Annotated in this window: 17 protein-coding genes, 1 tRNA gene and 1 other RNA gene; 13 read left to right on the top strand and 6 right to left on the bottom strand. The window is 50.6% G+C overall.

The window, feature by feature from the left end:
- The first annotated feature begins 34 nt into the window (after positions 1–34).
- Positions 35–1,558: an acyl--CoA ligase gene (locus LZ463_RS14160; RefSeq protein ID WP_241456453.1), complete on the top strand. Its 1,524-nt coding sequence runs from the start codon at positions 35–37 to the stop codon at positions 1,556–1,558.
- A 103-nt stretch (positions 1,559–1,661) separates the two neighbouring features.
- Here LZ463_RS14160 and LZ463_RS14155 read toward each other — a convergent pair whose 3' ends face one another.
- From LZ463_RS14155 to LZ463_RS14145, 3 genes are all read right to left on the bottom strand, one after another.
- Complete coding sequence (locus tag LZ463_RS14155) at positions 1,662–2,438, bottom strand: phosphate/phosphite/phosphonate ABC transporter substrate-binding protein (protein WP_241456452.1); 777 nt, start codon at positions 2,436–2,438, stop codon at positions 1,662–1,664.
- 544 nt (positions 2,439–2,982) lie between these two features.
- Positions 2,983–4,212, bottom strand: coding sequence for a Yip1 family protein (locus LZ463_RS14150; protein ID WP_241456451.1), 1,230 nt, complete (start codon positions 4,210–4,212; stop codon positions 2,983–2,985).
- A 173-nt stretch (positions 4,213–4,385) separates the two neighbouring features.
- On the bottom strand, positions 4,386–5,177 hold the full coding sequence (locus LZ463_RS14145; RefSeq protein ID WP_241456450.1) for a DNA/RNA non-specific endonuclease: 792 nt from the start codon (positions 5,175–5,177) through the stop codon (positions 4,386–4,388).
- Between the two features lie 295 nt (positions 5,178–5,472).
- Here LZ463_RS14145 and LZ463_RS14140 point away from each other — a divergent pair, with 295 nt between their 5' ends.
- On the top strand, positions 5,473–6,393 hold the full coding sequence (locus LZ463_RS14140; RefSeq protein ID WP_241456449.1) for a GNAT family N-acetyltransferase: 921 nt from the start codon (positions 5,473–5,475) through the stop codon (positions 6,391–6,393).
- Positions 6,394–6,397: 4 nt separating this feature from the next.
- On the opposite strand, the gene rtcR is transcribed toward LZ463_RS14140, so the two are convergent.
- On the bottom strand, positions 6,398–8,008 hold the full coding sequence (rtcR, locus tag LZ463_RS14135) for an RNA repair transcriptional activator RtcR (RefSeq protein ID WP_241456448.1): 1,611 nt from the start codon (positions 8,006–8,008) through the stop codon (positions 6,398–6,400).
- A gap of 441 nt (positions 8,009–8,449) precedes the next feature.
- Here rtcR and LZ463_RS14130 point away from each other — a divergent pair, with 441 nt between their 5' ends.
- The 10 genes from LZ463_RS14130 to LZ463_RS14085 all read left to right on the top strand — a co-directional run bounded on the left by LZ463_RS14130 (position 8,450) and on the right by LZ463_RS14085 (position 20,521).
- Positions 8,450–10,015: a vWA domain-containing protein gene (locus LZ463_RS14130; RefSeq protein WP_241456447.1), complete on the top strand. Its 1,566-nt coding sequence runs from the start codon at positions 8,450–8,452 to the stop codon at positions 10,013–10,015.
- A gap of 676 nt (positions 10,016–10,691) precedes the next feature.
- Positions 10,692–11,069, top strand: coding sequence for a zinc-ribbon domain containing protein (locus LZ463_RS14125; RefSeq protein WP_241456446.1), 378 nt, complete (start codon positions 10,692–10,694; stop codon positions 11,067–11,069).
- 546 nt (positions 11,070–11,615) lie between these two features.
- Positions 11,616–12,851, top strand: coding sequence for an RtcB family protein (locus LZ463_RS14120; RefSeq protein WP_241456445.1), 1,236 nt, complete (start codon positions 11,616–11,618; stop codon positions 12,849–12,851).
- A gap of 65 nt (positions 12,852–12,916) precedes the next feature.
- Entirely contained in the window at positions 12,917–13,948 is a 1,032-nt protein-coding gene (gene rtcA / locus LZ463_RS14115; RefSeq protein WP_241456444.1) for an RNA 3'-terminal phosphate cyclase, read from the top strand.
- A 13-nt stretch (positions 13,949–13,961) separates the two neighbouring features.
- Entirely contained in the window at positions 13,962–14,417 is a 456-nt protein-coding gene (locus LZ463_RS14110) for a DIP1984 family protein (protein WP_241456443.1), read from the top strand.
- A 336-nt stretch (positions 14,418–14,753) separates the two neighbouring features.
- Positions 14,754–14,825, top strand: a tRNA-Thr gene (locus tag LZ463_RS14105).
- Between the two features lie 24 nt (positions 14,826–14,849).
- Positions 14,850–17,258 carry a hypothetical protein gene (locus LZ463_RS14100; protein ID WP_241456442.1) on the top strand — a complete coding sequence of 803 codons (2,409 nt, stop codon included), beginning with the start codon at positions 14,850–14,852 and terminating at the stop codon, positions 17,256–17,258.
- Between the two features lie 567 nt (positions 17,259–17,825).
- Positions 17,826–19,034, top strand: coding sequence for an RtcB family protein (locus tag LZ463_RS14095; RefSeq protein ID WP_241456441.1), 1,209 nt, complete (start codon positions 17,826–17,828; stop codon positions 19,032–19,034).
- A 10-nt stretch (positions 19,035–19,044) separates the two neighbouring features.
- Positions 19,045–19,212: a hypothetical protein gene (locus LZ463_RS14090; RefSeq protein ID WP_241456440.1), complete on the top strand. Its 168-nt coding sequence runs from the start codon at positions 19,045–19,047 to the stop codon at positions 19,210–19,212.
- Positions 19,213–19,390: 178 nt separating this feature from the next.
- Positions 19,391–20,521: an acetyltransferase domain-containing protein gene (locus tag LZ463_RS14085; RefSeq protein ID WP_241456439.1), complete on the top strand. Its 1,131-nt coding sequence runs from the start codon at positions 19,391–19,393 to the stop codon at positions 20,519–20,521.
- Here LZ463_RS14085 and LZ463_RS14080 read toward each other — a convergent pair.
- Entirely contained in the window at positions 20,518–21,705 is a 1,188-nt protein-coding gene (locus LZ463_RS14080; RefSeq protein ID WP_241456438.1) for an MFS transporter, read from the bottom strand. The two genes, LZ463_RS14085 and LZ463_RS14080, sit on opposite strands and share 4 nt — an antisense overlap.
- A 129-nt stretch (positions 21,706–21,834) precedes the next feature.
- Complete coding sequence (locus LZ463_RS14075) at positions 21,835–23,532, bottom strand: thiamine pyrophosphate-binding protein (RefSeq protein ID WP_241456437.1); 1,698 nt, start codon at positions 23,530–23,532, stop codon at positions 21,835–21,837.
- A gap of 124 nt (positions 23,533–23,656) precedes the next feature.
- Here LZ463_RS14075 and rnpB point away from each other — a divergent pair.
- An RNA gene (gene rnpB, locus LZ463_RS14070) (RNase P RNA component class A) lies at positions 23,657–24,008 on the top strand.
- Positions 24,009–24,152: the final 144 nt, after the last annotated feature.

Below are 24,152 nucleotides of genomic sequence, written 5' to 3'. Positions count from 1 at the left end.
AGTAAAGAATTCATTTTTACCTTGGAAAGCTATCATGCAAAGATATTCTTCGCTCGTTGAATTACTCTCTGTTGGTGCTGACGATGCCATCGCACTGCAAGCGCCGGGCGCCAGGCCGCTGACTTATCGTGACCTGCGCACCAACCAGCAAAAAACGGTGGCCACACTGAACAGCTTTGGCATCGGTCGCCAGGACAGGGTCGCCATCGTTTTACCGAATGGTCCTGACATGGCCAGCGCTTTTGTCTGTATCGCGGCCGGCGCGACAGCTGCGCCGCTTAATCCGGTGTATCGTGCCGATGAGTTTGAATTTTATCTATCCGACCTGCAGGCCAAGGCGCTGGTTGTGGAAAAGGGCAGTACTTCGCCAGCGCTGGCAATTGCTGACAAGCTCAAGATACAGGTACTGGAATTAACACCAGGTGAAGAAGGGGCAGGTGCTTTTACGTTGACACAGGCGAGTCCACAGCCGACCAGTGCGCCAGCGATGGCCGGCATGGCAGCGCCGGAAGATATCGGTCTGATCCTGCATACCTCGGGCACCACCTCACGCCCCAAGATTGTGCCGCTATCCAATATCAATATCTGCGCTTCCGCATGTAATGTGCGCGACAACCTGCAGTTGACTGCAAGTGACCGTGGCCTCAATATCATGCCGCTGTTCCACATCCATGGATTGGTTGCGGGTTTGCTGGCCCCCTTGTCTGCCGGCAGCGCCATCTTTTGCACGCCAGGTTTTAATGCACTGAAATTCTTTGCCTGGATGGCTGAAGCCAGACCGAGCTGGTATACCGCCGTACCTACCATGCACCAGACCATCGTTGCGCGCGCTGCACAAAACCAGGATGTGATTGCCGCAAACCCTTTGCGCTTCATACGTTCATCGTCTTCTTCCATGCCGCCACAGGTCATCGCCGAGCTGGAAGCGACGTTTAACACCCCCCTGATTGAAGCCTATGGCATGACCGAGGCGGCACACCAGATGGCCAGCAATCCATTGCCGCCAGCCAAACGCATACCTGGCACGGTTGGCATTGCTGCCGGCCCTGAAGTAGCGATCATGGATGTCGATGGCAAGTTGCTGGAGCGTGGCATGACAGGCGAGATCGTCATCCGCGGCCCGAACGTGACAGCCGGTTATGAGAGCAATCCCAAAGCCAATGCAGAAGCCTACACCAACGGCTGGTTTCGTACCGGCGACCAGGGGGTGATGGATGCAGATGGTTACCTGAGCATCACAGGTCGCCTGAAAGAAATCATCAGCCGTGGCGGTGAGAAAATTTCGCCGCGTGAGGTGGATGAAATCCTGATGGATCATCCGGCTGTGCAGCAGGTGGTTACCTTCGGCATTCCCCATGACAAGCTGGGGGAGGAAGTTGGCGCAGCCGTGGTATTGCGCGAAGGCGTGACGGCAACAGAGAAAGAATTGCGTGAGTTTGCCGCAATACGTCTGGCCGATTTCAAGATACCGCGCAAGATACTGTTCCTGGAAGAGATACCCAAGGGAGCTACCGGGAAACTGCAGCGCATAGGATTGGCGGCGAAGCTGGGTTTGTAAATCAAAGGCAGACAGGGCAATCGCCCTGGTAAGCTGACAAAACAAAAATGGGCGCAGACTGATCTGCGCCCATTCTTCTATATCTACACCGCTTTCTGACTAGTCAGATGCCCAGTCGTTTGGTTGCATCTGCCATGACTGCTGCATCCCAGGGGACAAAGCCCTTCATGTTGATGCCTTTCAATGCTGTCTTGCCAGCTTCATTTTCACTGAGTTTGATCAGCAGGTTTTGTACCTTATCACGTTGTTCCGGACTCAGTTTTCGGGAAACCAGAAACTGCTTGACCGGGACAGGTTTGGTTTCACCTATCACGCGCCCGCCTTTGGCTACCCAGTCTTTCGCAACAGCAGCAGAACCGGTAACACCGGCTTCAACAAAGCCATTTTCTACCATAAAGGGTACGGCATCCTGGTAACGTGTCGCAGTGAAGCGTGTTGCCGGATCGCGAAAGCCCAGTTCGTTGAGGCTGGCGGCAAACATGACGGTGGTAATGGATTCCATCGATGGCACACCAATTTTTTTGTCACGCAGGTCAGCGATGGTTTTGACTGCCGAATCTTTCTTGACGAATACGCGCGCACGGTATTCGGTAAAGTCTTTGGCGCTGACCAGTCCAAAATATTTGCCACTTTTTACGGCTCGCAAACCAATATGCGCCGGATGGATAAACACCAGGTCATAGCGCTCGGCATCGAGGCCAGTCTCAAAGTTGCTGTAACGATCAACGCCCTGTACTTTGATGGGGTGCTTGAGTTCTTTCTCCAGCAAATCTGCCAGTGCCTTGTAACGCTCAGACATAGAGCTGCCGTCTTGATAGGTCACACCTTCATTGACAGCCAGCACAAATTCCTGTGCACCACATGCCTGTGCCAGAAGCATAAAAAAAGCCAAGATTGAAACACGCAGGAGTAACATTTCTGGTAACCCAAAAAATGATTGATAAGAGGGGGATTACCAAATATTGTAAAGTAATTGTGCAAATGCACAACTTTATTTTTGGATAATTTATATGAGGAAACTTATATATAATTGCAATTAAATTATCATTTATGTAATTTCAGGCTGTATGTAGTCAAGCAGGCTATCTAGAGTGGAAAGTGCTGGAGATCACCTGGCAATTGATGGTTTTGTCTTGTTTGCCTGCATTGCTTGTCGATGGATAAACTTTGCAACAGAAAACACATTTGGAAACAAAATAGTGTGTTTTAACGAACATATTTGCATCAGGCAACAGACATGGGGGTGGCAAGACAGGGCCTTCAATTCGCAGGAGTTGGCCTTGCTGATGGCACCAGACTGGCATTGCCAGGAGGAATGTGCCTGAGTCTGTTGCCAGGATGGAGAGGAAGCTTAATCGCGAACCTGGCCCCGGCATGAGATGTGTCAACAGTAGGGAATGATGCCGAGGGTTATTAACTCTTTGTTACTGTTTGACGCCTTCATTCTTCATGCCTTCAAGCTTGTCGTAGCCAACGGCAGCCGAGGCAGTCTTGATGGTGGTCATGTCTACATTGTCACCCTTGGTCTCCACGAGAAAACGGCCACCAACCAGCAGGCTGTATTCACCGGAAGGGCCATTCTTCTGGAAGCGTTCCATCGTGGGGCGGCCATTTACTTTGCCCATTTTTTCGTAGCCACTATCTGTTTCCTTGTCCTGTTCCATCATTCCCCAGGCAAACATGGAAGCAAACATTTTGCTGCCGCCGGTATCGGTGATAGTGACATGGATCTGATGGCCATTTTCATCACTATAACGGGCATCAGCCTTGGATATCTTGAATTCTCCCATGGCAGATTTTTCGCCTTCGATGCTGGTACGTTTCAGGTTGGCGATGGTCTCAGGCAACAGGGCTTTCAATTTGTCTTTGTCGACAACTTCTGCAGTGCCGCCTGCACCCAATACTGTGCCCAGGGCTGCCGTGGCTGCCTGCATTTCTGCCTGTGGATCGCCGGACTGCTTGGCAGCCTCCATTTTCTTGTTCACCTCTTCCATCTTCTTGCCCATTTTTTCGAGGTCTCCAAGGGCGCCGCTGACTTCAGAGGAATTGTGTGCGCCATGTAAGCCGCTTATACCGTGCATGGAGCTGCCAGTGATAGCACCGATGACCAGTCCAAACACAACCATGATCACTATAGAGCAGACAACAGAAGCCGCTGTATATGCGCCGGCTTTTTCTTCAGGCGCTTTCATCAGTACAGGCACGCCGAGGTAGAGCACGTAGATACTGTAGAGACCCGCGAGCAGACTCAGCATGCTCAGTGACGGTAGCAGGGACAGAATGCCTGCCAGCCATGCCGGCGTGAACGAATAAGCGGCCAGCTTCAATGCCTGCATGGAATTCTTTTGCGCACCGAATTGTGGCGCCAGGGCATCGATAATCAGCGATATCAGGTATACCCCTGCCAGGGCAAATACGAAGTTCATCACCATGGCGGTGATACCTACACCTATGGGCAGGCGTATGGTGCCCAGCATGGCTACGCTGAAACCAATGAGGCTCATGCCGACAAAACCTGCAATGGCGGGAATGGCAGCCAGTGGCGCGACATAATTCTTGAACAGATCGGCCGTATTGGTGCTTTCTTCAGCAATGACTGGCCACTCGGTTTTAGGGCTCAAGGTAATATTTTTCGCACGTTCAACGAGATTCATAGGTTTTTCCTTCAGCAAAGGGTAAGGCCGCATCTGCGGCCAAAAAAACAGAAAAACGAGAAAACAGGCTACTTAGCTATTCACTAACTGGCAAAGTTTATTACAGATTCTTGCAAGTGGGACAAAATTAAACGGTTTCTGGCAGTTTTTCACGCAATGAATCGCCTGCCTTGCTACATATCATCACTTTCAGGCAAGGACAGGAAGCGTATCCCCGTTTTGCGGACCAACTCCTTGTAGCTTATGGATTTGCTGACATGTGGATTATCTGAATTTTCTACCCAATATGCCCAGGTGCGGCCATTGCCAGGGTCATACACCAGCTTGAACAGGAATTTGGGGACCCAAACCTTATTGTTTCCTACTGTTGTCGGGTGCAGGTCATAAACCGGGCCGGTAATGACATAGATATCCCCTTGCGCGTGCAATACATACTGACGTGTTGCCTTCTCTATGTTGGCCCAGATTTTCCTGTTATTGATCGGGGCTTGCGGCACCATGTTTGCCAGTGAAAAACTTTGTGCCATGGCAGAACTGTCCGCCATGTCGGCAGCAGGCGCCATATGGCCACGGTCATAGCCTGAACCCTTGTAGTCATCAAGTTCGGCCCGCTCTGCGCGCGGCAGCCGTGTATCTGCATAGAACTGATTGCTGCGTTCATTCTCTTTTGCCTGATTGATGATCTTGCGATTCAATCTCTCAGCAACATAAATGGGAGTGTGGCTCCTGCCTGAATGCAGTACGGCAAATGCAGAAAAGCACAGGGCGCGTGGACGCATGTCAGTGGAATGCTGCAGGACGGGTATCTTTTGCTCTGCGAAGAATTGACGGCAACCGGCAAAGTCACCAGTATTCCTGACCGGGAAGTTGAAGGCGGGGAAATCAAAAAACGATAAATCTACAAACGAAAGACTAAGGACTGCAATAACAAGTACTGGGCTAAGTCTGGTGAGTTTTTTTAGCATGAGGATGGCAGATGAACATGATGGGTCAGGAACCGGCCAGCAGAACATCAACACGAGATGAAAAATGCTTTGTCATGCTCATCATGGATGTGGTGCTGGTCAAATGCAGGGCATCACTATCGAAAGCACGCGATTCTATATGAATTTCCCAAATGCATTTTGATGGTAAATAAATGCTTGTATTTACCTGTATCAGGTCAGTAACAAATGGAGACTATTTTGACAATAATATACTTGCATATTTTGCCCGTCTGGCAGACTATGCGGCTGGTTTGAAAAATGAATATAGTCCCTGATGCTGTCTCCAGCCACTCTTATTGCCGCCAGAAACAGATTGCTCAAGCTGGAAAAGCGTTGGGTGCTGACGAGCCTGCTTATGGTAGAGGCGTTGCTCTATTGTCTCGACGAATTTACAGGGCCTTATAGTTTCTATGCACCTTTCTATATTTTCCCTGTCGCCCTGAGTGCGGCATTGCTGCCACGGTACCTGACTTTTTTCTTTGTTCTGTTATCCAGCCTGGCCAGGGCACAGGTATTCAGCCAGGTTTTTCAGGCTGGCAATCTGGTGCTGCTGGCATTTGATATTGCTCAGAGCATGCTGCTGTATGGCTCGATAGCCGTGCTGGTGATGGCAGTCCAGAGCATGCATAACCGTTTGCTCAGATACTCAGAATATCTGCGGGCCAACATCCGGCAACTGCGCCAGCAAAGACGCAACAGGGCCAGCATACGCCGGGCTTTGCCGGATGACGCCGATGACATTGTGCGACTGGCTGTCAGCGGTGCACAGAATGGTGACTTGTCTGAAGATATCACCAATGCAGTTTTGCAGCGCACACTCGCTACCGCATTCAGGCAGGGCATCGTTGAAGGGCAGACCGTCAGGCACATCTGGGCCGGTGGTCAGCAAAAAGTGCCGGTCGAATTCTGGGTTTCCATCATCAATGATCGTATGGCCGGATTTTTCATGCTGTATGGTGTCGACAATCAGCAGGGTTCAGAACGTGAGCTGCATGCCATGGTGGTCGCTGACGAATACCGTGGCCTGGGGATTGGTGCTGCCATGGCGGATTTCTTTTGCATGCACTTTAAAAACCGTCGTCTGTTTGCAGCATGCAAGACCGGTTCGACCATGATGAAGATGCTGACACGTCGCGGCTTCAGTCACTTTTGTGTGACAGAAAATGAATATGTCATCATAGAGCGGCATAATTGAAGCTTTACTGGTTTCTGCTTAAGCTATCCCAGCTCAGACCAAACCTGCCCAGGTATTTTTTGAGTCTGTCTGCATCATTGGGATTGGTCTTGCTGCTGCGTGAGACTGCAAACAGTTTGCGGCCTGCCTCTGACAGGTTTTTGGAGCGCAGGCAAACTGCCAGTACAGCACGCAGTTGTACTTCATCAAACAGATCCAGTTGCGCTACTTGTTCTGCATCGAAGTAGTCATGCAAATCTACGTCATGTGTTCCGCTGCTCTCATGCGCATGTGACCACAGGCGTTGCAGGCGCGTGATTTCATCACTTGCATTCTGGTCATTGATGCGCCCAGCGTCTGCCAATGTGGCCATGCGCGTGACTGAGGCTGATAAATCGCGGAAATTGCCTGCCCACACCGCCTGGGCAGAGGTGGCAAACTCCATGTAACTGTCTTTCGCTTCTTTGTTAAAGCGCACCATCTGTCCATTCTCGGCACTGTATTGCGACAACAGGTAATCGATATTCGGCGCAATGTCCTCTACCCGGCCACTCAGGCCAGGCAATTCATACGACCATAGATTGATACGTGCATACAAGTCTTCGCGGAAGCGACCTGCCGCCACTTCCTTGCCCAGATCACGATTGGTACCCGCAACCAGCTGGAAATCGCTTTGTACTTCATGATCGCCACCAACCGGGAAGAAGCGTTTTTCTTCCACAGCCTTGAGCAACATGGCCTGCTCATCCAGACCCAGCTCACCAATTTCATCGAGAAACAGCAAACCCTTGTGCGCCGTCCTCAGCAAACCGGGGCGGTCAGACATGGCACCGGTGAACGATCCCTTGATATGGCCAAACAGGGTAGAACCCGAACCATCACCGCGCAGAGTCGCACAGTTGACTTCGACAAATTTGCCCTCCAGCCTGTGCCTGGCTTTTTTTAATTCAAAAATACGCCGCGCCAGGAATGACTTGCCCGCGCCCGTCGGCCCCATCAACAGAATCGCTGCCTTGGACTTGATGGCGACACGCTCTATTTCATCGATCATGGTATTGAAGCGCGCATTGCGCGTGGCAATGCCAGACTTGAGGAAGGCTACACCTTCTTCCTGCTCACGACTGAAGCGCTGGGCGATCTGGTCATAGCGTGACAGGTCCAGGTCAATCAGTGCCATCTCGCCGTGGTTGCCCTTGATCTGGCGTCTTGGTGGTGAGGTCTGCAAGAGTTTGCCCGGCAGGTAATTGGCCTCGGTCATCAGGAACAGGCAGATTTGTGCTACATGCGTGCCAGTGGTGATATGAACCCAATACTCTTCGTGATCCGTATCGAAGGCATAAGACCTGGCAAAGTCAAACAGGCAGCCATAGACATCTTCAAAATCCCATGGATCTTGGATAGGCAGTTGATGTGGGCATACCTCGGTGTCCGGCGAGGTGGAGGCGATGTCTTTCTGTAGCTGATCAAGCAGTTGCTCATGCTGGCCGCTGTAAAGCAGGTCTATGCGGTCAATCGCAATATCTTCATGCTGGGTGATCGCCACCGTAGGGCGCCATTTTTCCCAGCGACCACTGCCGCGGCCGCTATCCAGTTGGGTACCTATAAAGCCGATGACAACTTTGCGTTTGTTTTTCATATTTGGATAAAAATTTATCTATTTGGATAATTATATCTGAAATGAATTTTTAAAGGATTATCGTTATTTTCCTTTGATATTGAAATTATTCTTTTTAAATCAATTACTTATTTTTAATTTGAGGTGCTGGCACGGACCTGGCACGGCCATTGCAATAGAGATGGCGTAGGGCATGCAGGCAGGAAGGGAGTGCCACCACCGAAAACGATTGATGACTGGGTGGGCTGGATAAAACCAGATGCAGTCTAAGCATTGTCATGAGCAAGGTTGCAGATGCAGGTTGCCGCTCCCCGTAAGGGTGTCAACTGGCGCGTGTTTCCAATCATGGCAGTGGCCAGAAGTAATGCTCTGGTTGTTGCATTGTGCGGGTTCGAATCCCGTCGTGTCCACCAGGTAAAAGATGCCTGAAAGGGTCTGAATAAAAAGAAGAAGGGAAATGAAATGGTTAATACGCAATTGTTCCAGAGTTTAAAAAACTCACTGACAAACAAATTTTTGCCAGTCACCGATACAACAAATTTTTCTGGCGTAGCCGCATACAAGTTCGGTGCCGAGCACAAGCTGGCGCAATATGCCGCCACCGGTTGCCTGAACGCGACCTACTATGCCAGCGCAGAAGCGCAACTGGCAACAGTGCTGGATTTGACCAAAGAGGTCACACCTCTGTTCGTCGCGCAAACAGCGATCTACTGCCGTGAGCGTGGCTATATGAAAGACATGCCAGCCTTGCTGGTGGCAGCGCTGACTATGCGTAATGCGGTCGAGTTGCCACGTACTTTCAAGCGCGTGATGAACAATGGCAAGATGTTGCGTAACTTTGTGCAGATTCTGCGTTCAGGTGCGATAGGCCGTAAGTCCCTGGGTAGCCGCCCTAAAAAACTGGTGCAGGCATGGCTGAATACGGCTAGTGAGAAAGAATTGCTGGCTGCAGCAGTGGGTACTACGCCATCGCTGGCCGATGTCGTCAAGATGGTTCATCCAAAGCCAGTCGAAGCATGGCGTGAAGCTTTTTTTGCCTGGTTGATAGGCAAGCCATTCAAGACAGAAGCCTTGCCACCTATCGTTGCAGCGTTTGAAGCATACAAGAAAGACCGTAGCCTGGCCTTGCCGGACGTGCCTTTCCAGATGCTGACTGCGATGGACTTGACGACCGAAGACTGGGCACAAATCGCCCGTCAGGCTGGTTGGCAGATGTTGCGTATGAACCTGAACACTTTTGCACGACATGGTGTGTATGCCTTGCCGGGCATGGTGGAGTTGATTGCCGCTAAATTGAGTAATGCAGAGGCAATTGCCAAAGCCAAGGTGTTTCCTTACCAGTTGATGGCTGCTTACAAGGCTGCAAATGAAGAAGTGCCATTGCCGATCAAAAATGCCTTGCAGGATGCGATGGAAATCGCATTGAGCAATGTGCCAGAGATATTTGGCAAAGTTGTGGTGTGTGCTGACGTGTCAGGTTCCATGTCTTCCGCAGTCACAGGCTACCGTGGTTCTGCGACGACAGCGGTACGTTGCATCGATATTGCTGCTCTGGTGGCTGCGGCTATGTTGCGCAAGAATCCGTCAACACAGGTACTGCCATTTGAAAATAATGTCGTCAAATGTGAATTGAACCCACGTGACAGCGTGATGACTAATGCGCATAAACTGGCGGCGATAGGCGGTGGTGGTACCAATTGCAGCGCACCACTGGTGAAGCTGAACAAAGAGAAAGCGCAGGCTGACCTGGTGATCTTTGTCTCTGACAATGAATCATGGATGGATGCAGGTCGTAGCCGTACTACTGCAACGATGGCAGAATGGAATGTGTTCAAACAACGCAATCCGCAAGCCAGATTGGTATGCATAGATATTGCACCTTATGGCACGACACAGGCAGCAGAAAGAGATGATATTTTGAATGTCGGTGGTTTTTCTGATGCTGTATTTAAAATCATCGCTGCCTTTGCTGCTGGTCAGCTAAGTGCAGAGCACTGGGTAGGTGAAGTAAAGGCAATTGATATTTAAAGAACCGCTGGCGGGGCAAGTGCAGTAACTGCTTCTCCAGTCCAGGTAGTAAAAGTTTTTGAATGCGGCATGAATGCAAATGTGATTACAACTGAAAACTGTCAAATCACCTTTAAACCTTGTCATACCGTGCTTCAAAGACCATGTGAGTGTGGTCTTGAGTTTGGAATGCAGTACGAATGCGCGGGCGATTACATCCCAAGAAAAAATCGCAGGCAACCCTTGTCGTACTGTGTTTCTCAATGCCGCAATCAGATGTCGCAGTACAGGTTTTGAATATGGCATGAATGCTGACGTGATTACATTTGAAACGTAATATCACCCTCTATTCTTGTCATGCCGTATTCAATAAATATCATTGTTGCAGTTTTCTTGAATATCCTATGAATGCTCATGTGACTACATTTGCAATGTTCACAGTAATATTTGTCATAGGGTGCTTCAGGAAATAGATTTGTAAAGGTTTTGAATAAGTCGGGAATGCTGATGTGATTACATTTTGCGAAAATGAGCTTCACTTCAAATATTTGTCCTGGCTTGTTCAATCTGGTTTTACCCGAATGCCATCAGGATTACATCGGTTAAATTGGTTCGACTCCAATCTGCTTCATTCCGCAAGGGTGAAGCAGAAATCCTGGTAACACTTGTCGGGGTTTGATTTTAAAGCAGAGACGTAATGAAAAGCGGAAAACAAAGACGGACCGAAATCATGGAAAAGCGGCGCGCCCGCATACCTGTGAAAGAAAGTTTTGATGTTTATTCCTTGCCAGTTCCGGTAGGTGCAGTGTTAACTGATCGCGATGCATTAGCTAGAAACAACAATACGTATGGCCTGTTGCCCTTGTTTTATGTTGACTACGCCTTCAACTGTAGAGATTGTGGATGTGCGCAGATATGGACAGGCAAGCAGCAGAAGTGGTGGTATGAAATCATGCAAGGGAATATCAATAGTGTAGCCATTCGATGCCGCCCTTGCAGGAAAGCAGAGCAGCAAAGAAAGAAATTAGCCAGGGAAGCTCATTTGAATGGCCTGGCGGCAAAGCACAAGCAATAGATTTTTCAGGCGAATGCCAGTGAACATGCATAACGGTCCTAAGGTGGTGAACAGATGGAGTATGGTCTGGTGTAGCCTGGGTACTGACTCTTCATTGAGTCTCCCGGCCGTCGGTTTCACAGCCCCTTGTCGCCGCAAGTAATTGGAAATGAAAGAGTTTGTGTGGTAAGTAAAAGTTTAGGCGAATGCTGGTGAAATTACATCACTGTTAATGAGGCTGTCGCGGGTTCGAATCCCGTCACGAAATTTCGGTTTTCGTGTAGCTCAGTTGGTAGAGCACCTGTGGGTAACCACATATATTTCACCGATTATTGTCGCCATCAAAAAATGGCAGCTTGTAAATTAATAAAAGTAAGGCAGAAGTCAGTAAAGTTACAGTAGAAAAAGTTTAGGCGAATACAGATGAAATTACATCGTTAGGTACGAAGTGGTCGTGGGTTCGATCCCCATCACGTGGCCAATTGGCAGCGTGTAGCTCAGTGGCAGAGCACTTTATTTCATCGCCCCTTGTCGCCACCCTGAATTTAAAAAAGAGAATAGAAAAATATGAAACACGAAGATTATGATGTAGTGCAACACGAAGGTGGTCGTCCTATCAAGATGTGGACCAAAGGTGTTCCTGTTGAAGACGAAGCAAAAAAACAGCTGGCCAATACGGCGCGTATGCCTTTCATCTACAAACATATTGCCGTGATGCCGGACGTGCATCTGGGTAAAGGTTCCACTATCGGTAGCGTGATACCTACTCTTGGCGCTGTGATCCCGGCAGCAGTTGGGGTAGATATCGGTTGCGGGATGATGGCTGCCAAGACTACTTTGTTCGCTCATGATCTGCCAGATAACCTCGGCCCTTTGCGTGCTGCGATAGAAAAAGCCATACCGCATGGTATGTCACCCAAGACCCGTAGCTTCAAAGGTCGTGATAAAGGCTCATGGGAAACCCCTCCATCTGCGGTGGATACTGCCTGGGCGCAATTGAAAGACGGTTTCGATGAAATCTGTTTGAAAACGCCGCGTTTGAAAACCACCAATAACTATCGTCACCTGGGGACTCTTGGTACAGGTAACCACTTCGTCGAAGTATGCCTGGATGAAGCTAATGCCGTTTGGTTCATGCTGCATTCCGGTTCACGTGGTGTAGGTAATGCGATCGGTAGCCATTTCATCGAACTGGCCAAGCAGGATATGCGTACCCATTTCATCAACCTGCCAGATCAGGACTTGTCTTATCTGCCAGAAGGAACCGAGCATTACAAGGACTATATTCAGGCCGTGGGTTGGGCGCAGAAGTTTGCCCGCTTGAACCGTGAAGTGATGATGCAAAACCTGATCGCTGCTGTACGTACCGTGATCAGCAAACCGTTTGAGACACACGTTGAGGCGGTAAACTGCCACCATAACTATGTGCAGAAAGAGCACCACTTCGGTAAGGATGTATTGGTAACCCGTAAAGGTGCAGTATCTGCGCGTGCCGGTGAATTGGGGATTATTCCTGGTTCCATGGGGGCGAAAAGCTTCATCGTCCGTGGTAAAGGAAACGAAGAAAGTTTCCATAGCTGCAGCCACGGCGCAGGCCGTACCATGAGCCGTACCGCAGCCAAGAAGCTGTACACCGTTGCCGATCAGATCGCCGCAACCGAGGGTGTGGAATGCCGTAAAGATGCCAACGTGATTGATGAAATCCCTATGGCATATAAAGACATCGACGCCGTGATGCTGGCCCAGAGTGCACTGGTAGATGTGGTGCACGTATTGAAGCAGGTAGTATGTGTTAAGGGTTGATTTTGCGAGTTCAAGACCTCTGTAATCAGAGGTCTTGAACTTGATTTGAATTGAAAATAAGAATAATGAATAAGAAATTTATAGAATTGGATGGTTCGGTAGGTGAGGGTGGTGGGCAGATATTGCGTAGCTCCTTGAGCCTGTCCATGATTACTGGTCAGCCTTTTCGCATCATTAATATCCGTGCTGGCCGCGCCAAGCCCGGTTTGTTGCGCCAGCATCTGGTGGCCGTGCAATCGGCTGCGGCTGTCAGCGGTGCGCGGGTGACCGGTGCAGAACTGGGCTCGACCACACTGGAATTTATTCCATCTGGTATCTATGGTGGCACTTACCAGTTCGCCATAGGTAGTGCAGGCAGTTGTACCCTGGTGTTGCAGACCCTGATACCGGCCTTGCTATATGCCGACAAACCATCAACGGTCAAGATTACAGGCGGCACGCATAATGACATGGCACCGCCAGCACAGTTTTTACAAAAGGCCTATGGCCGGGTATTGCAGCAAATGGGGGCAGATGTCAGCTTTGAATTGAAACGCTATGGCTTTGTACCAGCAGGCGGCGGTGAAATCATCGCTCAGGTACAGCCTTGCAAGCAATTGAAGAAGATCGATTTGCTGGAACGCGGCGAAAGACTCAAAGGCTATGCAGAAAGCTTTGTCGCTGGCGTACCCGTTGATGTTGCCAAACGTGAGCTTGAATGCGTAGGTGCTGGCATGGGCTGGACTGCCGATCAATTGCTGGTACGTGGCCTCAGTAATGACCAGGGGCCGGGCAATGTACTACTGATTACGCTGGAACATGAGCAGGTCACTGAAGTGTTTTGCGGCTTTGGTGAAAAAGCCGTCAAGGCAGAAAACGTCGCCAAAAGAACAGTGCAGGAATTACGCGACTATGTTGCATCAGGTGCGGCACTTGGCGAGCACCTCGCAGACCAGGTCATGTTGCCATTTGCACTGGCGGGTGGTGGCAGTTTTACGTGCAGCGTCGTGTCGCAGCACGCGAAGACAAATGCGGATGTAATTGCAAGGTTTTTGCCAGTCAGCACAGAATTCAAACTGCAGGATAAACGCTTTATCTGTACGATGAAACAAAATTAGAAAGGAGAGCAAGATGAAACTTGCAGAAGCCTTGTTATTGCGAGGCGATTTACAGAAAAAACTGGCATCCATGCGTGAACGTATAGTGCATAACGGCCTGGTGCAGGAAGGTAATGTGCCACAGGAGGATCCAGAAGCCTTGTTGCTGGAAGCCTATGCGGTAACTACTGAACTGGAAAAGCTGGTGCTGGCGATTAATGCGGCGAACATGACAAACAAACTGCCAGATGGCCGTAGCCTGACAGCCGCTATTGCTGAACGCGATAGCTTGATACAGCGCCATGCCTTGTTGCAGGCAGCGATAGAATCAACACATAAAGAGCCTGATCGTTATAGCGCACGTGAAATAAAATGGGTGTCCGTATTTGATGTGAAAAAATTGCAAAGACAGTCAGAAGACCTGGCAAAAAAAATGCGCGAATTGAATGCAAAAATCCAGGAAAGCAACTGGCAGGTAGTGTTGTTATGACTTACGCAAAACTGCCCCAGCTGCGTTGCAGCGCCTAGCCGTACTAAAGTACTGCCTTCGTCGCCGCGCCTTGCTGGGGCAATTTTTCGTAAGTCATATTTGTAAAGTTTTTGGAACATAGGGTGAGCGTGGAACCCCGGCCCGATGACAGGGGGTGGAAAACATACTGGGATCGCTGACCGAGCGCGATGGGCAGCGCCAACAAATGACAACTCAGCCCATCACATCGCACTGTTGAAATTGCACGCTGCAAACTTAACTACCACACGCTGGCTATGTTCCTGTTTTATATTGTAGTATAGCTGCCAGCATTTTATTGCTGGCATGCCTGACTGATCCGGAGAAGTTCTGTGGTGGAATGCTCGGCTTGTTACCGAGAGGGCGCTGGTTCAAATCCAGCCTCCGGACCCCGTGATACAACCAGTCGAGACCATGGACGACATTCAAAAAAGAGAGATAGGCCTGATGCTAGTCAACGTTCATGGCTATGCCGAATTCCAGATGGCTAAAGCAGCATGGGCCGGCCAAACACATGCCGATGCCGCCGTGCGTGAAAACGCAAACAAAAAAACAGAAAAATGGAAATCGGTGATACGCAATACACTCGATGGTGTATTTAGCGCGGGCAGCAGAACGCCTCTTGCCGAGGTCCCGGCCTGGGTGACCCTGGATGTCATTACAGGTGGATTTGCAACGGGTGAATTCAAAGCAGCCGGAGCCTTGCATGAATTTGAGAAGCTTTTGCTGACTGAAGTCGCTGATGCAGCCGCCGACAGCGTTGGTGATGCTAGAAGCGCATTGAACAATTACTTTCTTTCCGAGCAGGGTATGTCCCGCTTGCTGGGCGCAATGTATGCTGGGTCATATACAATGGACACGCCAGAAGAAGCAGCACTTCCTGTCGTAGCCTGGTTGATTCAGCATGGATATGTGGAGCAGGCGATTGAGTTACTTGATGTGATTACACCCTGGTTTTCTCGTTTGCGTTTTTATCCTGAGTTCAAGCAGCAGGCAGGTCGAGTCCAGGGTAATGTTTGTGTGCAGGATGTAGCAATAACAAAAGAAAAACTGCTTTCGATTCAGCCTAACCAGGCATTGATGGTTCAAAAAGAAACCATTGCTATCTGGCGTCCTGTTTATGACGACATGGTTAAACTCTTTCTGGAAACAGTAGAGGGCGACATGCCATTCATACAAATTGATGAGGATGGTTCCTGGATAAATAAGCATACAGGCAGCTTTAATATTGCGGGTGGTTGGCCATGTCAGCACTTCCCGGAAACCTGGTATAAACGCGCTAGTGAGTTACTGCGTAATCTGGTGGAAAAACGCAAGTCGCACAGGTCAAGCACCTGGCCTGATCGCAAAGATGATAGTTTCTACCAGTTACGGCATTATCTGGAAAAGTGTTGCGCTGCGCCTGAGTCTTTAGTTGGTCGTGATGTCGGCCGCATACGCTTGTTGCTGGCCAGGTACATCACCAAGCGTGGCGCTCCAGGGTCACTTCAGCACAGACAAGTGCGCGCAGCTCAAGAGTTGCAGGTAAGGTCACCAGCATTTGATGTGCTTGCCAAATTATTGTGCGAGCGTCTGCAAGCCTTTCCAGCAACAGGTGGCATCGCAAATGTGGAACAGGTATTGTCCCCGGTTTCTGCCGCAGAAGCTAATCAATGGGGAATCGCTGCGGAAGTTGGCTTCCCATTTTGTTTGCGTCGGAAAATTAACTATGCCCTGGAAGCAAATGTACCCACGCTCATTCAACATCGCATCATAGGATCGGGAGAAGTGCTGGCCAGAGTGTTGTCGCAGTTAACGGCAGACATGATCTCTGCAGGTAGTGCTGATCAGGAATCTCAAGGTTTGCTTTCTGCTGCGTATATTGCTTTCAGGCGGCGTCGTTCTTTATTGTTGCTCAACCTGGAAAAACAGGTACAGTTCGATGAATTGCCCTGGATAAAAACGCTTACAGGTTTGCAGAAAGTCCGGGCTAATGACAGATTCGTCGCTGGGCAAGCCTTGGCAGAAATGGCGCGCCTGAATTTCAATGCTTTCCCTCATGTGATTGTCCCCAACAAGCTTTTACAAGAATTTAAGGCTCTGGCCAGGCTTGCTGGACTGGACATTCCTCTGGTTGAAGAGGTGGCATCCGATATTTTTATGGGCAGGTTTTCTGGCAAGTTTTTGCAGGCGGCAAAGCTGGCAGGAGGTCTTTTGCAAGGCAGTGCTTATGCCAGATATTATGGCATCAACTACGCTGATGTAATGGAGATTTCCAACCAGGAAGCACTGCCTGCAAGAAGAAAAAGAGTATTTGTGGCACAACGCGACGTATTTGCTGAACTATGCGAGGCCATGGCTGGGGTGAGCTATGGCCGGAGTGTCGCAGCCAATGGCATGATCATAGAGCAACAGCAAATATTGACAACGCAAAACCTCGCAAGCCTGTGTTTGCAGATTGGTATTGATGCAGAATTCAAAAAACAGGCTTTCGTGCTGGCGCAGCAGTGTTTTTCCTGGGTATGTCAGCGTTTGGGTGTCAAGACGACAGACAGACATTCCAAATTGATCAAGATAAAGAACGCTGCTTATGCATGGAGGCAGATGCTGTTTTTCTTATCTTTATCTGATATCAGCGATCAGTCACAATTTTCTTCATGGGCAAATGAGCATATTCGTAAGCAAGATGCGATGCTGCTGAAAGCGTTTATGCCAGCAATGCTTGGTCTGCACTTGCTTGCCGAGGGGCGGGAACTTAACGAAGAAATTTGTTTACATACCGGGGCAAAGCGTTTCCTGGGATGGTCAAGTAATGAGCATTGGTTACTCAAAAATTTGGCATGATCTGTAAGGCCAATTGAAACTGCTGCAACTTAACCGCAGTTGGTTTTAGCCCTGTCTTTTGAGATGTACTCAAAAAATATAAAACTGGAAGAATAATTTTGTTGACACAGTAATTTATTCTCGTGCAGAATCGAGTCTCTTCGATATGCAGTAAATTAATTATTCACCGCAATTCGATTTTTCAGATTTTTCCGATTTTTTTATCAACACCCAATTCAAGAAAGGAACGGCCATGCCACGGAATACGGCTAATAATAATCAAGAAAATACTTAGCTCCGTGCGCGACGCTCGGGGTTAAGGCACAGCCAACCCGAGCCGGTCGTTTTTTGAAAACCCCGGTGAGGAAACTCGTCGGGGTTTTTACTTTTCAAAACGCTGATTTTGTTGGAACGCCAGAACTTGCATAGCCTTGCGCCATGCAAGCAGGGATGGTGTTCGCCAAAAAATGCGCAGCCTGATTGGTGAAGAAAAAGCAGACAGACATGCATCGTTACTACAGCTTCATTTGCTGCTGTGATGTGCGCAACTGACTGGAAAAACACCGGCACTACAAGAAGGAAAATTGTATGCCTATAGCTCAAAGTTTGCACAAGGCTAAAGTGCCTGTGCATATATTTACCGATGATGTTGATCACACTGCGATACAGCAGTTGCTCAATATCGCTAATTTAAACATCGTCCATCCTCACGTCGCTGCCATGCCTGATGTGCATGCGGGTGTGGGGGCCACGGTAGGTAGTGTGATACCTACACGCGCTGCCATCATCCCGGGTGCGGTTGGGGTCGATATAGGTTGTGGCATGAATGCCGTGCGCACGACCTTGACGGCCAGCCAGTTACCGGACAATCTGGCGAAATTGCGCAGTGCTCTCGAAGCTGAGATACCTGTCGGTTTTCGCCAGCATGCCTGGAACAGGATGCGCGGGTCCGCCCTGGTCAGGGTAGGCAAGCCTCTGAATGACAGATTGGACAAGATCGTTGCCAAGCACAAGAACATCATGAAAATGCTGCCGAAGTTTTACCAGACCTGGATATGCCAGTTGGGTACGCTCGGTGGTGGCAATCATTTTATTGAAGTGTGTATTGATGAAGAGCAGCGTGTCTGGATCATGCTGCATTCTGGTTCGCGTGGCGTGGGCAATGTCATAGGACGGCATTTTATCTGGGCTGCCCGCAAGGAAATGTGGCGGCATCAGATACATTTGCCGGACAAGGACTTGTCTTATTTCACTGAGGGCTCGGAATTGTTTGATGACTATGTCGAGGCAGTACAGTGGGCGCAGGACTATGCGCTGGCTAACCGCAGCGAAATGATGCGCAGGGCACTGGAAGTGCTGGCGAGAGAAGTCACCAGCTTCAAGCTTGATGGTGAAGCCATCAATTGTCATCACAATTATGTGTCGAAAGAAACGCATCATAATGAAAATCTCTTCGTTACCCGTAAGGGGGCAATTTCTGCCCGCTTGGGTGAAATGGGGATTATTCCAGGCAGCATGGGGGCGCGTAGTTATATCGTCAGGGGCAAGGGTAATCCTGAATCTTTCTGTTCATGTTCGCATGGGGCGGGGCGCAGGATGAGCCGTGGTGAGGCCAGGGACACCTTTAACGCTGATGATCTGGCCGCACAGACTGAAGGTATAGAATGTCGCAAGGACAAGGGAGTCGTTGATGAGATACCGGCAGCGTATAAGGATATCGATGCAGTCATGGCGCATCAGCATGACCTGGTTGAGATCGTGCATACCCTGCGGCAGGTAGTTTGTATAAAAGGATAGGGGATACGTCATGAAGATCACGGTCAAATTACCCAAACCACGCAATCCGCTGGCGGTTGCTGCAAAACAGCGTAATGCCGGTGTCCATGGTGCACTCAATCCCAAGCGTACCGAACGCAGGCAGGAGAAACAGCGCCTGCAACAACTCAAGAGCGGGCGGCTGAAGGAAGAAGAGTAAGCAGCCAGTTTGTTTTAACTTGGTTGAGTTTATTTAAATCAGGGCGCTCATTTGGCAACAAATGGGCGTTTTTTTCTTTCGCCGATTGGAAATAATTTGCTGCTGGCCGCTACTGCTGGATAGAATTGCTGCATATAAAAATACAACACTGCGCCTGATCGCAGATGAGGGACAAACCATGATGCGGCAAAACCGGTTACAGGCAATAGACCTTTTGCGTGGCCTGGTCATCGTGCTGATGGCACTTGATCATACCCGCGACTTTTTTGCTGTCACTCCATTCGATCCTCTGGATTTGCAACAAGGTTCGCCAGGCTGGTTCTGGACGCGCTGGATTACCCATTTATGCGCTCCCATTTTTGTCACCCTGGCTGGCATGTCGGCTTTTTTGCGATCGCAGCAGCGAGATAAAAAAGACATGACACGCTATCTGTTAAGCCGTGGTGCCTTGCTGGTTTTGCTGGAATGGACCTGGGTCAGCTTCAGTTGGCAATTTGATTTCAATGTCTTTATTCTGCAAGTCATCTGGGCGATAGGCATGGCGATGATGGCGCTGGGTGTGCTGATCTGGTTGCCGCGCTGGGCGATTGCCCTGGTCGCCGCTGCCTTAATATTGCCGCATAACCTGCTCGATGGCATGCATGCCAAAGGCAACCATGTCTTGTTCATGGCCTGGCACCAGGGTGGCTTTTATCCTCTGACTGATCATCTGGGCATCGTCTTTGCCTATCCGCTCATGCCCTGGATAGGTTTGATGGCCGCCGGTTATGTGCTGGGGCCGGTGATGTTGTGGGAGGCTGACAAGCGCCAGCGTTTTCTGTTCTCGGCAGCGGCTGCTTTGTTTGTGAGTTTCGTGATTTTGCGCAGCGGCAATTATTATGGAGACCCTGATTTCTGGTCAGCACAGGGCAAAGGCTGGTTCTATGACTTGATGTCTTTCATCAAGGTGCATAAATATCCGCCTTCCTTGTTATACCTTTGCGTTACCCTCAGTATCGGTCTGGGCGCGCTGGCCCTGATGGATAAATATGTGCAAAAACCTCTGCCGCTACTGATGCTGTTTGGCAAGACACCGATGTTCTTTTATCTGGTGCATATTGCACTCATCCATGCGCTGGGCTGGATTTATATGGAGTTGCGTTACGGTCAGATCGTTGATTTCCGCAAGCCCGAGGCGACACCAGCGTATGAGGCTTCACTAGTGGTTTGCTATCTTGCCTGGTTGTTTGCTTTGGCTTTGATGTGGGGACTGACCAAACTGTGGTTGGCGCGCAAACGGCAAGCAGTGACTACACCAGGCACGACCTAAGGCAGTACTTTTTGTTTTCTGGTCGATGAATGCACTATAAGTCCCAGCAAGCTGATGCACGCGAAAATGGCACCTGCATAAAAAGTAAATGCAGATCCAAATTTCTCCCATAGCAGTCCGGCAACAAGACTTGCCAGTAACAGGCTGACGCCACTGGCGAGATTGAAAAAGCCAAAGGCCGTGCCCCGTAAATCAGCCGGGGCGCTGGCGGCGACCATGCTGGATAATAAGCCCTGGGTCATGCCCATGTGTATGCCCCATAAGGCGATGCCAGTTGCCAGCCCATACCAGTGCTGGCTATAGCCGAGTACCACATCTGATGCCACCAGCACCAGCAAGCCCCAGGCCAGCAACTGAGGGTGTGATACCCGGTCAGACAATTTGCCGAAAGGGTAGGCTGTTGCCGCATACACCAGATTCATGGCGACCATGATGAGGGGGACATAAGCCACGGGTATCTGCATTTGTTGGGCGCGCAGTATCAAAAACGCTTCGCTGAAGCGGGCCAGGGTAAATATGCTGCCCAGTGCCACCACCCACCAGTAAGCCGCGCCCATGCGGCGCAGATTGTGCATGCTGATGGGGTTGCCTGGTCTCAGTGCAGTTTTGTTGTCCGGCTCCTTCACGCCGACGAAGAGCAAGACCATGGCAGCCAGACCGGGGATGACGGCCAGCCAGAAGATGCGCCTGTAGTCATTCATCCATAGCAGCATCAGTGCGGTAGCCAGCAAGGGGCCAACCACCGCACCGATGGTATCGAGCGATTGCCGCAAACCGAAAGCCGCACCGCGTATCTCTGCCGGGGTAATGTCGGTGATCAGGGCGTCACGTGGTGCACCGCGTATGCCTTTGCCTATCCTGTCCATCATACGTGCTGTCAACAGCGTGCCCATGCCTTGCGCGATGGCAAACAGGGGTTTGGTGAAGGCACTCATGCCATAGCCAAACACCGCCAGGGCCTTGCGTTTGCCGAGGCGGTCGCTCAGCGCGCCTGAAAATACCTTGACGATCAGGGTAGTTGATTCGGCGATACCATCGATCAGGCCAACAGCAAATACGCTGATGCCCAGTGTGCCGACCATGAACATGGGCAGCAGGCTATGTATCATTTCAGAGGAAATGTCCATGAGCATGCTGACAAAGCCGAGTATCCAGATACTTTTGGGCAGTGGAGGTTTGCTCATGTAGGCAGCTTCCCAGGAAGGTAATAACGGGAGTGTGCCTTAATTTATGGATTGTGGGAATGCTGCCTTGCTTGTTGCTGCGCAAACCGGCTCTGGGTAGGCCAAAGCCGGTTCAGGGAAGTGCAGGCCTTATTTGCCTGCGTCCTGCGCTGTCTTGCGCAAGTTTTCCAGCGTTGCACCCGGCGTAATCAGATTGCCATCGTAACGTAGTTCTATCAGGGCGGGCAGATTGTGCTGACGGCTGTAGGCCAGTGCACGCTCGAGTGCAGGGGCGAATTCTGCCGTCGTGTTGACCGCTTCACCACTGCCGCCAAAGGCGCGGGCCAGTGCGGCAAAATCAGGGTTGTGCAATTCTGTACCGGATACGCGCGCCGGGAACTCTCTTTCCTGATGCATGCGTATGGTGCCATACATGCCGTTATTGAAAACAATGATGACTACACCCGCCTTGTATTGCACGGCAGTGGCCAGTTCCTGGCCGTTCATCAGGTATTCGCCATCACCGGCAAAGGTGATCACGGTGCGTTGCGGGTCGATGATTTTGGCAGCGACACCAGACGGCACGCTATAGCCCATAGCCCCAGAGGTCGGGGCCAGCTGCGTGCGCATACCGCCGTAAGGGAAATAGCGATGTGCCCAGGTGGCATAATTACCTGCGCCATTGGTGATGATGGTGTCTTTGGGGGCCAGGCGTTTGATGTCCTGTACTACTTGCCATAGGTTCAGCGGGGCGTTTTCCCTGGCGAAAATCGCTGGCTCGGTTTGCCATGCCAACAGGTCGGCGCGTGCTTCACTGACTGTTGCCTTCCACTTGGTGGCGGCATCCAGGCCTGCCATCTCGGCCAGGGCTTCGGCAATTTCCTTCATGCCGCTATTAATCATCAGGTCAGCCTGGTAGACGCGGCCCAGTTCCAGTGCATCGCTGTGGATGTGGATCAGTTTTTGTTTGGGGATGGGGGCTTCCAGTACGCTGTAACCGCTGGTGGTCATTTCACCCAGGCGTGGACCTATGGCGATAATCAGGTCAGCATCTTTCAGTCTTTGCGCCAGTTTGGGGTTGATGCCTATACCCACATCGCCTACGTAATTGGGATGGGCATTGTCCATCAAATCCTGGAAGCGGAAGGCGCAAGCCACTGGCAGGTGGTTACTGGTAGCAAATTCGCTGATGTGCTGGCAGGCGGCCTTGTCCCAGCCGCTGCCACCGAGCAAGAGCACAGGGCGTTGCGATGCAGCCAGCATATTGCGCAGTTGCGCCAGTTGCTGTGGTGAGGCTGACGCCTGTACTGGTGTGTAATGACGGGTGTCAGCCACTTCGGCCACCTGGGCCAGCATGTCTTCCGGCAGGGCCAGCACGACCGGGCCAGGGCGTCCACTGGTGGCTACCTGGAAGGCGCGGGCAATGTACTCGGGCACGCGGTCAGCGCGGTCTATCTGGGCTACCCATTTTGCCATCTGGCCAAACATGCGGCGGTAGTCTATTTCCTGAAAGGCTTCGCGCTCGACAAAATCATTGCCTACCTGGCCGATGAACAAAATCATGGGCGTTGAATCCTGGTAAGCCGTATGTACACCGATGGAGGCATTGGTGGCCCCCGGCCCGCGGGTGACAAAGCAGATACCAGGTTTGCCGGTCATCTTGCCATAGGCGTCAGCCATGAAGGCAGCGCCGCCTTCCTGGCGGTTGATGATGAAGCGTATGGGGCTGTCATGCAGGGCGTCCAGCACGGGCAGGTAACTCTCGCCGGGTACACCAAAGATGGTATCGACACCGTGGACCTGCAGGGCATCCACAATCAACTGGCCGCCAGAACGTGATTTCAGCATGATAGACAATGATAAAAAAGTAAAAGCAGTACGCTACCAGAAAGCCTGCTTAATTTGCATCGTATTTGAGGCTTGTGCACGGAATTATCATTAAGGGGGAGGTAGATAGGGTAAAATAGCGCCCGAAGCAGGCCAGACAATCGCTGGTTGCCTTGAGCAATCAAGGTGACGGGAGGAAGGTCCGGACTCCATAGAGCAGGGTGACGGCTAACGGCCGTACGTTGAAAGCCAGGGCGCAAGCTTTGGTATAAGGCGAGGAATAGGGCCACAGAGACGAGCGTATTCAGTTACGGTGAAACGCGGTAACCTCCACCCGGAGCAATTTCAAATAGGCACGCGTTGATGTGGCTCGCGGAGCGTGCGGGTAGAAAGCTTGAGCGGCGGAGCAATCCGTCGCCTAGAGGAATGATTGTCATAGCAGACGGCAGCAATGCATTATGCCGTAACAGAATCCGGCCTACCGGCCTGCTTTATTTTTCTTGTATTTTTATATAATTTGTCACTGTCAAAAAGGCATGGCCTGCTGCCGGTGTATGTTGCATCTGGCAAATTTGTCTCCATCAAGCATCATTCCTCGCAAGCAAGTCATTGCTCTGAAAATACCAGTGGTACACTGATGT

The sequence above is a fragment of the Undibacterium paludis genome (assembly GCF_022568815.1).
GTDB lineage: Bacteria > Pseudomonadota > Gammaproteobacteria > Burkholderiales > Burkholderiaceae_D > Undibacterium.
The sequence above is the reverse complement of the archived record's forward strand: the minus strand, read 5'-3'. Positions and strand labels throughout refer to the sequence as shown.

Bases quoted from the DNA above. Each gene is read 5' to 3' on its own strand.
- LZ463_RS14090 (WP_241456440.1), top strand. From the start codon at position 19,045: ATGAAGATCACGGTCAAATTACCCAAACCACGCAATCCGCTGGCGGTT.
- LZ463_RS14160 (WP_241456453.1), top strand. From the start codon at position 35: ATGCAAAGATATTCTTCGCTCGTTGAATTACTCTCTGTTGGTGCTGAC.
- LZ463_RS14080 (WP_241456438.1), bottom strand. From the start codon at position 21,705: ATGAGCAAACCTCCACTGCCCAAAAGTATCTGGATACTCGGCTTTGTC.
- LZ463_RS14155 (WP_241456452.1), bottom strand. From the start codon at position 2,438: ATGCTTCTGGCACAGGCATGTGGTGCACAGGAATTTGTGCTGGCTGTC.
- rtcA (WP_241456444.1), top strand. From the start codon at position 12,917: ATGAATAAGAAATTTATAGAATTGGATGGTTCGGTAGGTGAGGGTGGT.
- LZ463_RS14125 (WP_241456446.1), top strand. From the start codon at position 10,692: ATGAAAAGCGGAAAACAAAGACGGACCGAAATCATGGAAAAGCGGCGC.
- LZ463_RS14085 (WP_241456439.1), top strand. From the start codon at position 19,391: ATGATGCGGCAAAACCGGTTACAGGCAATAGACCTTTTGCGTGGCCTG.
- LZ463_RS14120 (WP_241456445.1), top strand. From the start codon at position 11,616: ATGAAACACGAAGATTATGATGTAGTGCAACACGAAGGTGGTCGTCCT.
- LZ463_RS14150 (WP_241456451.1), bottom strand. From the start codon at position 4,212: ATGAATCTCGTTGAACGTGCGAAAAATATTACCTTGAGCCCTAAAACC.
- LZ463_RS14075 (WP_241456437.1), bottom strand. From the start codon at position 23,532: ATGCTGAAATCACGTTCTGGCGGCCAGTTGATTGTGGATGCCCTGCAG.
- LZ463_RS14130 (WP_241456447.1), top strand. From the start codon at position 8,450: ATGGTTAATACGCAATTGTTCCAGAGTTTAAAAAACTCACTGACAAAC.
- LZ463_RS14140 (WP_241456449.1), top strand. From the start codon at position 5,473: ATGCTGTCTCCAGCCACTCTTATTGCCGCCAGAAACAGATTGCTCAAG.
- LZ463_RS14110 (WP_241456443.1), top strand. From the start codon at position 13,962: ATGAAACTTGCAGAAGCCTTGTTATTGCGAGGCGATTTACAGAAAAAA.
- LZ463_RS14100 (WP_241456442.1), top strand. From the start codon at position 14,850: ATGGACGACATTCAAAAAAGAGAGATAGGCCTGATGCTAGTCAACGTT.
- rtcR (WP_241456448.1), bottom strand. From the start codon at position 8,008: ATGAAAAACAAACGCAAAGTTGTCATCGGCTTTATAGGTACCCAACTG.
- LZ463_RS14095 (WP_241456441.1), top strand. From the start codon at position 17,826: ATGCCTATAGCTCAAAGTTTGCACAAGGCTAAAGTGCCTGTGCATATA.
- LZ463_RS14145 (WP_241456450.1), bottom strand. From the start codon at position 5,177: ATGCTAAAAAAACTCACCAGACTTAGCCCAGTACTTGTTATTGCAGTC.